This is a genomic window from Nostoc sp. GT001 (assembly GCF_030382115.1).
Taxonomy (GTDB): Bacteria; Cyanobacteriota; Cyanobacteriia; order Cyanobacteriales; family Nostocaceae; genus Nostoc.
Genome location: NZ_JAUDRJ010000003.1, coordinates 5,685,358 through 5,699,480, shown reverse-complemented (window position 1 = coordinate 5,699,480; position 14,123 = coordinate 5,685,358). Strand labels below are relative to the sequence as shown.

Below are 14,123 nucleotides of genomic sequence, written 5' to 3'. Positions count from 1 at the left end.
GCTCAGTACAAGTTCGTAATTCGTAATTAATGAGGTGAGATTTTTGACAAATGACAATGACTAATGACAAATAGCTGATATGAGAATTTCATTAACGAATTGGGGAATGCGGGTAAGTCCTTTGATATCGACGAAATTACGGACTTGTGGTGATTCTACCTTAAGTGTTAGCCAGTTCGTTAATGCCGCAGGTGTCAGTTGATGTGGTTGTAATACATCGATTAAGCCGAGTGCTTGTAATCGTTTAGCACGGATTGATTGTTCTTGTCGGGGTTTGATGCGGGGTAAAATTAGCGATCGCTTTGCAAATGACAACAATTCACAAGTTGTATTGTAACCACCCATTGCAATCACACGTTCGGCTTGATTTAGTAACAGCGTCGGCTCGGCTAAATATTCCAACACCCGCAAGTTGTCACGTTGCGCTGCATAGTTCTGGAGTTTTTGCCGGACTTCTCGCGGCATAAAGGGGCCTGTTAAGATGATACCGTTCATCTCTGGTGGTAGTTCAGCATGAGCAAATGTTTCTGCTAACTGCGCTCCGTCTTGTCCGCCTCCCACTAAGCACAATACCAATCGTTCAGATGGCAAATTGAGCGATTTAAATGCTTGAACGCTGTCTAAATCCAGATGTTTGAGGCGGCTACGTTGGTCAAGATAGCCCGTGTAGCGGAATTTAGCAACAGTTTTTGGCTGGAAGTGATACTCTTTTGCTAGGTCATAGATGTTGCGATCGCCGTACACCCAAACCTGATCATAATAAGTTTGAATCGCCTCTTCATTAGCTGCTCGCTTCCAATCTCGACGCACAGAAGCGGGTTCATCTAAAATATCTCGTAAACCTAGAATGCAGTATGTTTTTCCTTGAGTACGCAGGTAATCTAGAGTTGGATCTAGCTCTCTGACTGCTCCTCGCGGTACATTATCCACAATAAAAATATCAGGTTTAAATGTTTTAATGGTGGTGAGAATAACTTGCGATCGCAGTGTAATAATTTCCTGCAATGATAGATCCAATCTTCTTGCCTGATATCGCCCATCAATATTTTTGTGCAAAGCCGGGAGCGTCAAACAATCTACCCCTGGAGGTGTTGGTACATTACTGGCATCTTGAATGCCACTAATCATTAAAACATCAGTTTTGAGGGGTGAACATCCTAAAGTTTGAGCAATCAACAAATTACGGCGTTTATGCCCTAGTCCCATTGTGTCGTGGGAATATAAAGCAATGCGCCACTTCCGAGTATTGCTAGATAAACTACTATCCTCCGAAGACATGATGCTAGCCGATGTTCTGATGATTTTTCCAGAGTGGGATAACAAGTTGTTCATTTGCACTCCTGACTAATTTTTCCCACAGAATCTAATCCCCTTTTTTATCTAGCAATCTGAAATAATTCATGAGAACACACCACATTTATGGAGTTTTTAAAATTCAGAAGACAGAAGGGAACCCACATTTAAAAACGTGAAATTGAAGCAAGCAGAACCATTTGATGGCAGTTGCTTCTCCCAGAGGGAGACAGCGCGTAGCTTGCTTTCCCGTAGGGAAGTCGGGGAACCTGCCCACAGCAGTGGCTTTGCTTTGTATCTCGCGGCACTTTCTGCGACGCTCCTACGTCGCTAACGCTTCGCTATCGATACAATTCTTCTTTTAAACGTAGCTCTATACCCAGAACTAAAGTTTTTACTGATACTGATTTTCTTCCAACCCTACCTTTGTTTGTCAAAATTTTTGCGTACCGTTTAACTTGAACTTAACGTAAGTTTAACAAAAGCTTTATGAGAAGAGAATGAAAGTTACATGAGAACTTTCTCATGTAGCCTTCACAAGATATCAAATATTGTCTATTCGCTTTCAAAAGCTATTTTTACTAGTAACTCTAGTTAAAAAACGCAGAGCTTCATTTACTGCTTCCGAGTTGGGAAACATTTCTGCAACATCCGGTTCTAAAAAAACTATCAATTTTTCAATATTATTACAATAGTCTTCACGAACTATCATATTCTTTACCGTCAAGCCATGATTTGATTGAGTTTTATTCTGTATTCTGCTTGTTTCGGGAGATGCAGCATTTAATTTATTAACTAGTGATTCCCAACTACTAACTTTCAGGTTAAAATGAGCCTTTGCATCTCGTAATGTTTTAAACTGTTGTTTCAGAATATCAACATTATAAGTATGCTTCTGAGATATCTGTGTCTCTGCATTCAGGTCTGACTCAACCATATCAACTACTTCATTAATAAGTCGGTCATGATTTTCGGCAATTTGAGCAGCAGCCCCTAAAATCCTAGAAGTTGTTTTTATCTGTACATCAGTCTCTTGTTTAAGGCGATCGGCAATACTGCGAATTTGATCTCCCAGCCCCACTTTACCTTGTTTTTGCGTAGCTGGGAGTGATTTTTTGTTCATGAGTATACTTGTTTATTCAGAAATAATATCTTTAATTGCCAACCAGATGCGTTTAAATTTTTGTACCAAACCTATAGGATTGTTAGTTGTTTCTTCTTCCACCGAATCAACTAGAGATTGAATCCGATCCATACGCTCCGCGACAATGTAAAGACTGTTTACTGCTTCATCCTTACTTGCTAAAGAGTCACGCAGTAGCACAACCATCTGGGCAATTTCTCGTTTTAGTTTTTCATTCTCGGCTTTCCGGCGAGTTTCCCATCCCTTAATACTAGCTTTGGAACGACGCTCATGCTTAAGTTCTGCTTTAGCCTCATTGTATAAACTCAAATACATTTCTCGTTCAGAGTTTACTGCTTCATATTTAGTAAGAAATTCAGTCGCTCTCGCTTTTTCTTCGTTGTAGAGACAGAGTGTTTGTTGATGACTTTGTTGTTCATCAATATAGAAGCGATAATTTTGAGTGACTTGTTCTTTTAGCTCATTAGCTTCGAGTTGGCAAGTTTGGATCTCTCGCTGGTGAACATGAACTAGCTGAGATATTTTCGCTTTTTCTTCGTTGTAAAGGTAGAGCGTCTTTTGATGATTTTCTTGCTCATCAAGATAGAAGAGATAGTTTTGAGTAAATCGCTCTTTTAGCTCATTAGCTTCGAGTTTTAGCTCATTAGCCTCGATTTGATAAGTTTGAATTTTTTGCTGAACATGAACCAGTTGTGATGCAGCTTCCTTTGCACGTTGTTCTGCTTCATCACGTTGAGATGCAGCTTCCTCATTTTCTTTTGCACGTTGTTCCCATTCATCGCGTTGGGCACGAACAGTCATCAATAGCTGTTGAAGCTCACGAGGAGGAGTTGGTTCTTTCTGCTTTGAGTGAAGATGAATAGGAGGTTTGCGCCTTAGATTTTTCATTGCGATAATTTAAGTTATTATATGAGTATTCGTGATATTTAACTATAAAAATTTAGTTTAGCCGAGATGAACTCATTGAAGTGTGATCTCGGTTCTATTAGTAATATGATCTGATTCTGAGTTGATATATCTTTATAGTCTGCTTCAAACGCTCAAATTCTCAGAGGTGCGATCTCAAAGGGCTAGAGATATTGCGCTCCATAAGCAAGCTAGCTTTNNNAAGGCGAAGGGGAATAAGCCTCAAAGCCTGTGCGTTGTAGTAATTACGAATTACGTTAGCATNTGGAAAACTGGAAGCTTCGCAAACACAATAGAATGATTCAAGCCTTACGCAAACTAGTTACATTCGATGAATTTGTTGCTAAATATCCTGACAACACAGGAAAACGTTATGAGTTGCATGATGGAGTAATAGTGGAGATGCCGCAACCCACGGGCGATCATGAAGAGGTAGTTGGATTTTTAGCCTTTGAAATTACTAGAGAATGTATTCGTTTAAATCTCCCCTACTTCATACCTAAAACAGCATTAGTCAAACCGCCTGAAGGTGAATCGGCTTACTCACCAGATGTGCTGATATTAAATCGCCCCAACTTGGTAAACGAACCTCTGTGGAAGAAAGAATCTACTGTGAGTCAAGTGGAATCAATACCTTTAGTAGTTGAGGTAGTGAGTAGCAATTGGCGTGATGATTATTTAAAAAAAGCTGCTGACTATGAGGCTGTAGGCATCCCAGAATATTGGATTGTAGATTATGCTGCTTTAGGCGGTAGGCGGTTTATTGGCAACCCTAAACAACCAACTGTCTCGCTTTACACCTTAATTGATGGAGAATATCAAGTTAGCCAGTTTCAAGGTAGCGATCGCATTATCTCACCTCTGTTCCCCGAATTAAGCTTAACCGCCGAACAGATTTTTCAAGCTGGTGGATACCCTGTATAGCCTTGCAGTGCTAGAAAAGAGCGACTTCCGTTACAGACGAAATTTGCTGTCGCAGATTCTTCAGTAAATCTAGAGTTTTTTCGTAAGCAACTCTCTTTCCTTGCTGTCCATAGTACTCAGATGCTTTTTGTAAATCAGATATAGCTCCTAAATGATATCCTAAGCGATACTGAGCTACTCCCCGATTAACGTAAGCCTGGGCATTACTGGGGTTAAGTCTGATAACTTGGGAAAAATCACGCACTGCACCAAAGTCATCTCCGTTTCGTCCACAAGCACAAGCCCGGTTAAAATACGCTCTATAATCGTTAGCATTGAGACGAATTGCTAAATTAAAGTCGAGCATGGCTGCTTGGATATCTTGCAAGATAAAATGCGCTAAACCTCGGTCATTATAGATATCTGCAAGCAGTAAGTTAGTTATTCGAGGAATTTGAGTTAGGGCTAAATTAAAGTCAAGAATTGCCTCCGAGTCTTTCCCATCACCAACACGCGCTAACCCTCGGTTGTAGTAAACTCGAAAATCGTAGGGTTTAAGTGCGATCGCTCGATTATAATCAACGATGGCGGCAGGATAATCCCCTTCTCTGTAGAGTGCCAAACCCCGGTTCAGATAAGCCTCAAAGTTATCCGGTGCAAAATTTATGGCTTCAGTACAATCTGCGATCGCTTGATGGTAATCTTGTAGTTGGAGATAAGCAAGACAGCGATCGCTATAAGCTACAGCCAAATCTTTCTCAAGTTCAATCGCCTGATTGAAATTTTTTATTGCTTCCTGATAATCACCGCGTCGCATCTTATCTACACCCAACTCTAAGAAATCACCCGCTGTAATTTGGGTAATTAAAATGGGTGAGGAATGTGCAGGTAAAGTCAAAAAAGTGAGGGGTAAAGCAATAACTATACTGAAAAATAATCGCCATAAATTGCTCATAATACCAAATTAGGATAGGTAGTATTGTTTGATATTCTTGGAACAGTCTTTTTGTAAAGACTCTTAATCCCAAATTGGTATATGCATCCTGTTTGATAATTTCGGCAACTCTAAAATTAGCGGGGCTATTTGTCCCGCTAATTATTAATTTTTGAAGTTAGATTTTAATCTACTTCCAGCCATTATCTGCTTGTGAAAGCACATAAGCAGCTACATTTTCAATTTGTTCAGACTTCAAACGTTTGCCGAAGGCGGGCATAGCACCTTTACCGTTTGTAACCTGGGCAATAATCGCCTCTGCTGAGTACAAACCATACTTTTCCAAATCCGCCTTCTTCAGGCTTTTGGCAGCATTAACCAGATTTTTTCCTCCTGCGTGACAAGAGGCACAATTGGCACTAAATACTTTAGCTCCACCAGCAGCATCTGCTGCCAAAGCTGGACGACTGAAGGCAAAGGTGAAGATTGCTATGCCTAACAGCATGACTGTAATCATTTTTTTCATTTCGTGTTCTCTCTGCAATAACGGCTTATTCGGTGCAATATCCTCCATAATTGTGAGTTGACCCGTTGCCATAGTCAAATGACAAGCTGTCAAACTTTGCTTTATTAAATAAAGTTTTTGGATTTTGAATCTTGGTGATTTTAGATTTAGGTTTATTAGCCCAAAGCAATATGTAAAAAGAATAAATATGCTTCTCTCCAAAATACCCTAGCTTACTTGTTTACAAAAATGTGCATTATGCTGATGATTAAAATGACAATTTATATAATTCTGAATATTTTATAAAAAAAATGATTAAAATTTAAGGATGAAATATTAAAGATGAAAATCTTCCTGATTCATTCTTTATACTTCATCCTGTGTTTTTTATTTTACGGAACCTAATTGAGTAAGCATATCTTCTGTGACGCGACAAATTCGCCAATCATCTAATATAGATGCTCCCATACTACGGTAGAATTCTTGCGCTGACTCATTCCAATCTAAGACACTCCACTCTAATCGCCCACAATCACGTTCTACAGCTATCTGAGCTACTTTAGTTAAGAGAGCTTTACCAATACCTTGCCTGCGATATTCTGGTAAAACAAATAAATCTTCCAGATAAATTCCCGGCTTAGTCAGAAATGTTGAATAATTATGAAAAAATAGCGCAAAACCAACAGCTTGACCAGCAGATTCCGCTAATATTGCCTCTATATACCTCCGCGAACCAAATAAATGCTCCTGAAGTGCTAGAGCATTACCAGCGATCGCGTGAGATAATTTTTCATACTCTGCAAGCCCTTCAATTAATTTAAACAGTACGCTGCAATCGTCTGCTTGGGCAAAACGCACAATCAAATTGCTACCCGAAGTCATTAGTCTATAGTCCATAGTTTATAGTCCATAGTCTATAGGCAACTGGGCAATTTATTTTGAGTATTGACGAAACAAGAGCCGAAAAAAGCTACAAAACGCCCGATTTTTGCGAATTGCAAAGCTAATTAAGTTCCAGATTGCATCTCTATCTTGAGCAATGTAATTAAATCAACCAACCTTTTAAGCGTTTGGCTATGTGAGGACGGCGCAATTTCCGCATGGCTTTGCTTTGAATTTGACGCACTCGCTCACGAGAAAGATTGAACATATTGCCAACCTCTTCTAAGGTGCAGGGTTCGCTGCTTGTCAAACCATAACGCAGAGAAATCACATCTTTTTCTCGTGGAGTTAACACGTCACCCAAGACTTCCCAAATCTCCTGACGCATCATGTTTTCATTCATTTTTGCTTCTGGAGACAAGTTATCCTCATCTTCTAGCAAATCCATCAATTCCGTGTCTTCTTCTTTACCGACGCGGTGGTTGAGAGAAAGTGCTTGTCGCCGTAGCTGTTGTAGCTGGCGCAGTTGTTGCACACTAATCTCTAAATATTCTGCCATTTCACCTTCGGTAGGATTACGACAGAGTTTTTGTTTGAGTTCCCGTTGGGCTTTTTTTAGCTTGTTAAGCTTTTCAACAATATGAATCGGTAGTCGAATTGTTCGCGCATCATTAGCTATCGCTCTGGTAATGGCTTGTCTAATCCACCAATAGGCGTAAGTAGAAAACTTATATCCTTTATCGGGATCAAACTTTTCTGTAGCGCGATTTAAGCCCATTGCTCCTTCCTGAATTAAATCCAGAAAAGGCACTCCTCGATTCAAGTATCGTTTAGCAATAGAAACAACCAATCTCAAGTTAGAGCGAATCATTTTGCGTTTCGCTACTCTCCCTTGATACAAGCGACTTTCTAGTTGCTTTTCCGTCATTCCTAGCTCGGAAGCCACTTCTAATTTGCTGGCTTCATGTTCCAGCTTTAACTCTAAAGCCGCTTGTATTTCTCTAAATTCCTCTAGAAACCTGACTCGCCGCGCTAATTCTACTTCCTCATCAGCTTTTAAAAGCGGATAACGCGCCATTTCTTTAAAAAATGCGCCGACAGCATCATCATGTTCGGTTTTGTTGTATCCCGAAGGACGAGCCGCCGCCATGTCATCGCCATCGCGTTCGTCTGATTCCAGATTTTCTACTACAATTGGAGATTCTGCTTCTGCCACTGCATTTAAACTATCGAGTGATGGTTCTTCGATATCAGCAGCATTCTCCAGTATTTCCATTTTTCCCAATTCAACAATATTCATATTTTCCTTTAGGGATTGTTGCTTTGTTTGGTACATAATTTATTTACACCTACTCGTTTGAGGCTTGGTAGTTTTCCCTAATGGACGATGCACCCGTAAAAAATAGCGAAATATAGGCTGATGCTAATTTGTCTACAGAAATAAAAATCGGCATCTACCTAGTACCTATAGGTTACAGTTATATACAACCTATAACGAAACTTACCTTAGCACCCAGCAAAACTTTTTCTTACGATTCCCAGCAGATATATTCTTCATTTTTTTCTGAATTATCAAATATGTCAAACCTCCTCAAACTTTCTCAACCTTAACAAATATAAAAATTCCAGCTAACCATCCAAATTTCTTAAACTTTCATATATTTTTCTAAATATTTATAGTGTTTTAGGCGCTGGATACGACTGTATAAAAGGAAGACCTACTAATAGGTTACGCATTCCCGATTTGATTTCAAGTTACCTACATGATACAAATTACAAGAGTAGCAGCTTAATTTTGGGACGATATTACTCTGTATAAAAGCATCTCATATACAGAAACGGTTGAATATCTACCGATAGGCGGAAAAAGGCTACTCCATATCTAGTAGATAGAGTAACTGTTGCAGCAATAGCCGACATGCTTTTATTTGTATAGTGGGCACCAAATATTTATTGCATATATAGTTGATACGAATTTGTCTAGTAGATTACATAAGAGGAAAATTATCAAGTATTATGAAGAATAACAGTATTGAGAAATACCATTTAAATTGAAGAAAGCGAAAAACTAAAGTTTAGTTAGCTAGGTTGATTTTGACCAGCTATGTGAGGAAAATATTTAATTATAAAATCAGCAAGTATGTATATTAATGACATAAATTTATCTTCTTTAGTGGTGAGTGAACCGAGTGAATCATATCAGTCAGGTGAAACTGTTAATCGGTGGGTTGAAGTATTGGTAGACTGTCCAGGAGCCTCAACAGAATTAGAGAAAGGGGAAAAACTTTATACGTATCGATTAGCTGCCAAGTTAGAAGTAAAACCAGGGGATATTTTGAGTGTGCCTTTTGGTTTTCAACGACTGGGAGGGGTAGCTATTCGTATATTGGCAAAACCCCCAGCAAATTTAGCAGCAGAAGAAATCAAGGAAGTAGAAGATGTCATTCAGAGGGATTTCATCGGAGATAGTTACTTGACGCTGCTTGAACGGGTATCACAGTATTATTACACACCCTTAATTCAGGTGATACGTATGGCGTTACCGCCTGGGTTATTGGGACGATCGCAGCATCGGATTCGGCTCAAGCGAGAAAACATTCCCAATGGTGCAGTAGAATTCCTTGGTTCAAAGGCAGCTCGTCAAATTCTCCAAATTCTGCAATCTCAAGTTGATGGGGACTACAGTTTCAAATTCCTCAAGCGCCAAGTTCAAGGATTTGATCGGGGAAAAAAGCAATTACTCGAACGCAATTGGGCAGAAAGTTATGTGGAATTACTTAGATATTCTCAACCCCAGACAAAACCAGTAGTCACGTTAGTTGCCGATGGTTCTTACATTGATTTAAATAAGCGTCAGCGGGAAATTTTAAAAGTGCTACGCGATTGTGGTGGCGAGTTGTGGCTAAATGAGTTCCTACAGATTTGTAAGACAACTACCCCTACGCTAAAAGGGTTAGAACAAAAGGGCTGTATCGTCATTGAAGAACGGGAAGTATTGCGAAGAGAACAAGGCCCAGTATTAGCCAAAGATCAACCAAAATCATTAAATGCAGCTCAAGCTAGCGCTTTAGGGACAATCCAGACATTAGATGGATTTGCTCAAGTTTTATTGCATGGAGTGACAGGTTCAGGAAAAACCGAAGTATATTTGCAAGCGATCGCACCTCTGTTCAATCAAGGTAAATCTGCTCTGGTTTTAGTCCCAGAAATTGGACTTACACCGCAGCTAACCGATCGTTTTCGCGCCCGTTTTGGTAATAAAGTCAGCGTTTATCACAGCGCCCTTTCCGACGGTGAACGTTACGACACTTGGCGGCAAATGCTCACCGGAGAACCTCAAGTTGTCATTGGGACTCGTAGCGCTGTCTTCGCTCCTTTGCCCAACTTGGGTTTAATTATTTTAGATGAAGAACACGATAGCAGCTTCAAACAAGATTCCCCTATACCCACCTACCACGCCCGTACCGTTGCCCTGTGGCGAGCCGAATTAGAAAATTGCCCCTTGGTGTTGGGTTCTGCTACGCCTTCGTTGGAAACTTGGGTAAGTGTGGAGAGGCAGGGGGCAGGGGGCAGGGGGCAGGGAGCAGGGGGAGAATTCGTAACTCCTCACTCTTCACTCCTCACTCCTCACTCCTTACTCAGCACTCAGAACTCATTCAGCACTCATTATTTAAGTTTGCCTGAACGCATTAATTCTCGCCCTTTACGCTCGGTGGAAATCGTCGATATGCGGCAAGAGTTGCAACAGGGAAATCGTTCTATATTTAGTAGATCGCTGCAAGCAGCTTTGCAAGAGTTGCAAGAAAGAAAACAACAGGGAATTTTATTTATCCATCGCCGGGGACACAGTACTTTTGTTTCTTGCCGCAGTTGTGGATATGTGTTGGAATGTCCGCATTGTGATGTATCGCTGGCATATCACCATACCGAAGAAAAAGCGCCGGAATTATTGCGGTGTCATTATTGTAATTATGCGCGATCGCATCCCAAATTTTGTCCTGATTGTAGTTCTCCTTACCTGAAATTTTTCGGTAGCGGTACTCAACGGGTAACGCAGGAACTAGCACGACAGTTCCCAGAGTTACGCTTGATTCGTTTTGATAGCGATACCACCCGCAACAAAGGCTCACACCGTACCCTACTCACGCAGTTTGCCAACGGTGAAGCAGATTTATTAGTCGGTACGCAAATGCTCACCAAAGGTTTGGATTTACCACAGGTGACACTTGTGGGCGTTGTCGCCGCCGATGGATTGCTAAATTTATCAGATTATCGCGCCAGTGAACGAGCGTTTCAAACCTTGACTCAAGTCGCTGGACGTGCTGGTAGAGGTGAAGATCCAGGTAGAGTGATTGTGCAGACTTATACTACAGAGCATCAGGTAATTGCAGCAGTGCGATCGCACGATTATCAGTCTTTCTCTCAAGCTGAGTTAGAACAACGCCAAGCACTCAATTATCCTCCTTATGGGCGGTTAATTTTGTTGCGCTTAAGTAGTCTCGACCCGATTCAAGTGCAAAATACGGCGCAAGTTATTGCTACAGCCTTGAGTACAGAAGAAGAATTCGAGATATTGAGCTCAGCACCAGCGAGTATTTTACGGGTAGCTAATCGTTATCGCTGGCAGATATTGATTAAATTTGCCCCCGATGCCTTACCGCGATTACCAGATTGGGAAGAAGTGCGATCGCTTTGTCCTTCGTCTGTAAGTTTAACTATTGATGTAGACCCATTAAATATTATGTGATCGTTATGCGTAGGCGTAGCCCGCACTTCGGCTGCGCTCAGGAACCACCCGTCGTAGACATCGTAAATTACTACCCCAAGGAGCCAAAGCTAGGCTTTGGCTCCTTGGGGTAGAATGACCGTGGAATCATATTTAACTTATAAAAACATTATATTAACTGTATATTAACAGCGCATTAAAAAATTAACTCTGCCAGTACCAATTAAAAATTGGTTTATGATAATAATTTTGAAAATTTATTGCTTTTTCCGTAATCATACTGTGGCAAGTTGAGGAATTAGAAAGTTCCTTTATAATTCTCTTAAAAAGAAGTTCATTACTTATGTAATTTCAAGTATTTATTAAATATTTTTTATACAGTCTGGAGAAATAGTTCCCTGAGACTTGCGGTCATTACGTTCGTTTCTAGCCAGTGAAGGATTGCCAGGAATAATCATTGCAGATACCTGGCCAATGTTAATGGACTACTCACGTATCAACTACGAACACAACGGCAAGGCATACTATGATTTACAAGATCAAACCCAAAATACTGGTATTAGTAATTGTTCAAGGGATTGCTTTCCAACCAAATGACGCGCCTGTACCATCTGGGTATATTAAAGATATCGGTCAAGCCTACAATGATACTAGAGGCTTTGGTTGGGTGCGTGAAGATAGCTTAGGCAATACTACACCCACTCCCCTTGATATCCAACTCAATACACGCGATCGCAACCAAAGTGGCATCGATCGGCGACTCAATAGACTGATTCATCTGCAATATCCTGCTAGCAATGGGGGAACAGCAGTCAGGATACCTGCTGCTTGGGAATATGCCCTATCTAATGGTTCTTACAATGTGACTGTTAGCGTCGGTGATGCTAGTAATCCTGTAAATAGTAAGCACCAGATTAATATAGAAGGGACGGCTGCTATTTCTGGCTTTGTACCAACGCCAACCAAAAAGTTTGCCGCAATTACTCGGATTGTTAATGTTGCCGATGGCAAGCTGACAATTGATGCTAAACGTGGTAAGAATACTAAGCTCAACTATATTGCGATCGCACCAGGTAATCGTCCCTCGATCAGAACGACCAATCCCAATGATGGTCAGACAAATCTCTCGCCAGATATTTCGATTACAGCAGACCTAAATCTTCCCAATAGTGGGATTGCGGTTAATACTATTTCTGCCTCCACTATCAAGCTGATTGATTGCAGCACTAACACGCAAGTCAATACCACTTACAACACTTCCGGTGGTGGAGATGTGATTGTAGTGTCTCCGATAAATCGTCTCAAGAACAATACCAAATATTTGTTACAAATCACCGACGGGGTTAAAGATAGCAATGGTGCTGCATTCTTACCCTATAGCATCAGTTTCACAACAGGTACGTTTGTGAACCCAGTCAGCAATATTACTTTCGAGCAAATCTCGCTAGCGAATGTACCTACCAAATCTTACACCACAGTCTTAATTGGGCCTGACAATAAACTCTATGCTGCCACCCTACTAGGTGAGATTTTGCGTTTCCCGATCAATGCTGATGGTACTCTGGGTACGCCACAAACGATTTCCTCATTGCAGACTGCAAATGGTGGTAATCGAACGATCATTGGTATGCACTTTGATCCCTCATCAACCAATGCCAGCAACATAATTCTCTGGGTAACAAATAACTACTACTGGAATGGAACTATTGATGCACCAGAGTGGACTGGTAAGATTACTCGTTTAAGCGGCACCAATCTAGAGACAGTAAAAGACTATGTGGTTGATTTACCGCGATCGAGTCGGGATCATCTAACCAATAGCATTGAGTTCAAGCCCAACGAGCCAAACGTGCTGTATGTGTTGCAGGGTAGTAATAATAGTACGGGCGCACCAAACACTGCCTGGAGTAATCGTCCTGAGCAGTTGTTAACTGCTGCTGTATTACGAGTTGACCTGTCCAAAATCACCTCACCTCCTTTAAGCGTTAAGACAGAAGATGGGGGTACTTATAACCCCTTCAATGCGGGAGCAGCTGTAACTATCTTTGCTAGTGGTATACGTAATGGCTACGATCTGGTTTGGCATACCAATGGTCAGTTGTATGTGCCAACAAATGGTTCGGCGGCTGGTGGCAATACGCCAAATACACCTATCCCTTTACCTCTTGCCTGCCAAAACCGGATTGATAAAACTACTAATGGGGCTTATACTACTCCACCTGTGCCTGGTCTTAGCAGTCTAGGCACGCAGCGAGACTTTCTGTTTCGCGTTGTTAAAGATGGTTATTATGGCCATCCCAATCCGAAGCGTTGTGAGTGGGTGCTGGGTGGAGGAAATCCTACAGCTGGTACAGACCCAGTTCAGATCAATGAATATCCCGTTGGTACTCTACCTGACCGGAATTGGAAGGGTATTGCCTTCGATTTCGGAGAGCATTTTTCACCTAATGGCGTCATTGAATATCGTAGTAATGCTTTAGGTGGTCAGCTGCAAGGCAAACTGCTGGTGACACGCTTCAGTTTAGGGAAAGATATCATTGTGCTAACACCAGGTGGCACAAACTTGGATATTGTAAATTCCCAAACGGCTATTAGTGGCTTCACTGGTTTTAATCCAAGTCCATTGGATTTGGTTGAGAATCCCACGAATGGAAATCTCTACGTGGCGCAACTCAGTCAAGAGACGGGCATGGGCAAAATTACACTTCTGCGTCCACTTAATTAATATCAGTACCGAGCGATCGCATTGGACTGATTAAAAACCGCATCGCCCAAAACAAACAGATGCAGGACTTACGCAACTGGCACCATTGCTTGTGCCAGTTGCGTA

10 protein-coding genes are annotated in these 14,123 nt (G+C 41.2%); 3 read left to right on the top strand and 7 right to left on the bottom strand.

The features are described 5' to 3' along the window. Positions 1-60: 60 nt before the first annotated feature. From QUD05_RS26955 to QUD05_RS26945, 3 genes are all read right to left on the bottom strand, one after another. The gene (locus tag QUD05_RS26955) at positions 61-1,332 is read right to left on the bottom strand and encodes a glycosyltransferase family protein (protein ID WP_289798754.1); all 1,272 of its coding nucleotides are present in this window, start codon (positions 1,330-1,332) and stop codon (positions 61-63) included. Between the two features lie 526 nt (positions 1,333-1,858). Beyond that, positions 1,859-2,416: a hypothetical protein gene (locus QUD05_RS26950; RefSeq protein ID WP_289798753.1), complete on the bottom strand. Its 558-nt coding sequence runs from the start codon at positions 2,414-2,416 to the stop codon at positions 1,859-1,861. Between the two features lie 12 nt (positions 2,417-2,428). Next, positions 2,429-3,325 carry a coiled-coil domain-containing protein gene (locus QUD05_RS26945; protein ID WP_289798752.1) on the bottom strand — a complete coding sequence of 299 codons (897 nt, stop codon included), beginning with the start codon at positions 3,323-3,325 and terminating at the stop codon, positions 2,429-2,431. A 315-nt stretch (positions 3,326-3,640) separates the two neighbouring features. Between QUD05_RS26945 and QUD05_RS26940 the strand changes: the two genes are divergently transcribed. Next, positions 3,641-4,267 (top strand): Uma2 family endonuclease, encoded by a 627-nt coding sequence (locus tag QUD05_RS26940; protein WP_289798751.1) that lies wholly within the window; start codon positions 3,641-3,643, stop codon positions 4,265-4,267. Between the two features lie 10 nt (positions 4,268-4,277). On the opposite strand, the gene QUD05_RS26935 is transcribed toward QUD05_RS26940, so the two are convergent. The 4 genes from QUD05_RS26935 to QUD05_RS26920 form a co-directional block, all read right to left on the bottom strand. After that, entirely contained in the window at positions 4,278-5,201 is a 924-nt protein-coding gene (locus tag QUD05_RS26935) for a tetratricopeptide repeat protein (protein WP_289798750.1), read from the bottom strand. A gap of 169 nt (positions 5,202-5,370) precedes the next feature. Next, positions 5,371-5,706, bottom strand: a complete 336-nt coding sequence (gene petJ / locus QUD05_RS26930) for a cytochrome c6 PetJ (protein ID WP_289800093.1) — start codon at positions 5,704-5,706, stop codon at positions 5,371-5,373. 366 nt (positions 5,707-6,072) lie between these two features. After that, a complete protein-coding gene (locus QUD05_RS26925; protein WP_289800092.1) occupies positions 6,073-6,567 on the bottom strand; it encodes a GNAT family N-acetyltransferase in 495 nt (164 codons plus the stop codon). 163 nt (positions 6,568-6,730) lie between these two features. Further along, a complete protein-coding gene (locus QUD05_RS26920; RefSeq protein WP_289798749.1) occupies positions 6,731-7,903 on the bottom strand; it encodes an RpoD/SigA family RNA polymerase sigma factor in 1,173 nt (390 codons plus the stop codon). Positions 7,904-8,707: 804 nt separating this feature from the next. Between QUD05_RS26920 and priA the strand changes: the two genes are divergently transcribed. Continuing rightward, positions 8,708-11,314: a primosomal protein N' gene (gene priA / locus QUD05_RS26915; RefSeq protein ID WP_289798748.1), complete on the top strand. Its 2,607-nt coding sequence runs from the start codon at positions 8,708-8,710 to the stop codon at positions 11,312-11,314. A gap of 505 nt (positions 11,315-11,819) precedes the next feature. Then, a complete protein-coding gene (locus tag QUD05_RS26910; protein WP_289798747.1) occupies positions 11,820-14,018 on the top strand; it encodes a PQQ-dependent sugar dehydrogenase in 2,199 nt (732 codons plus the stop codon). The last annotated feature ends 105 nt before the right edge of the window (positions 14,019-14,123 follow it).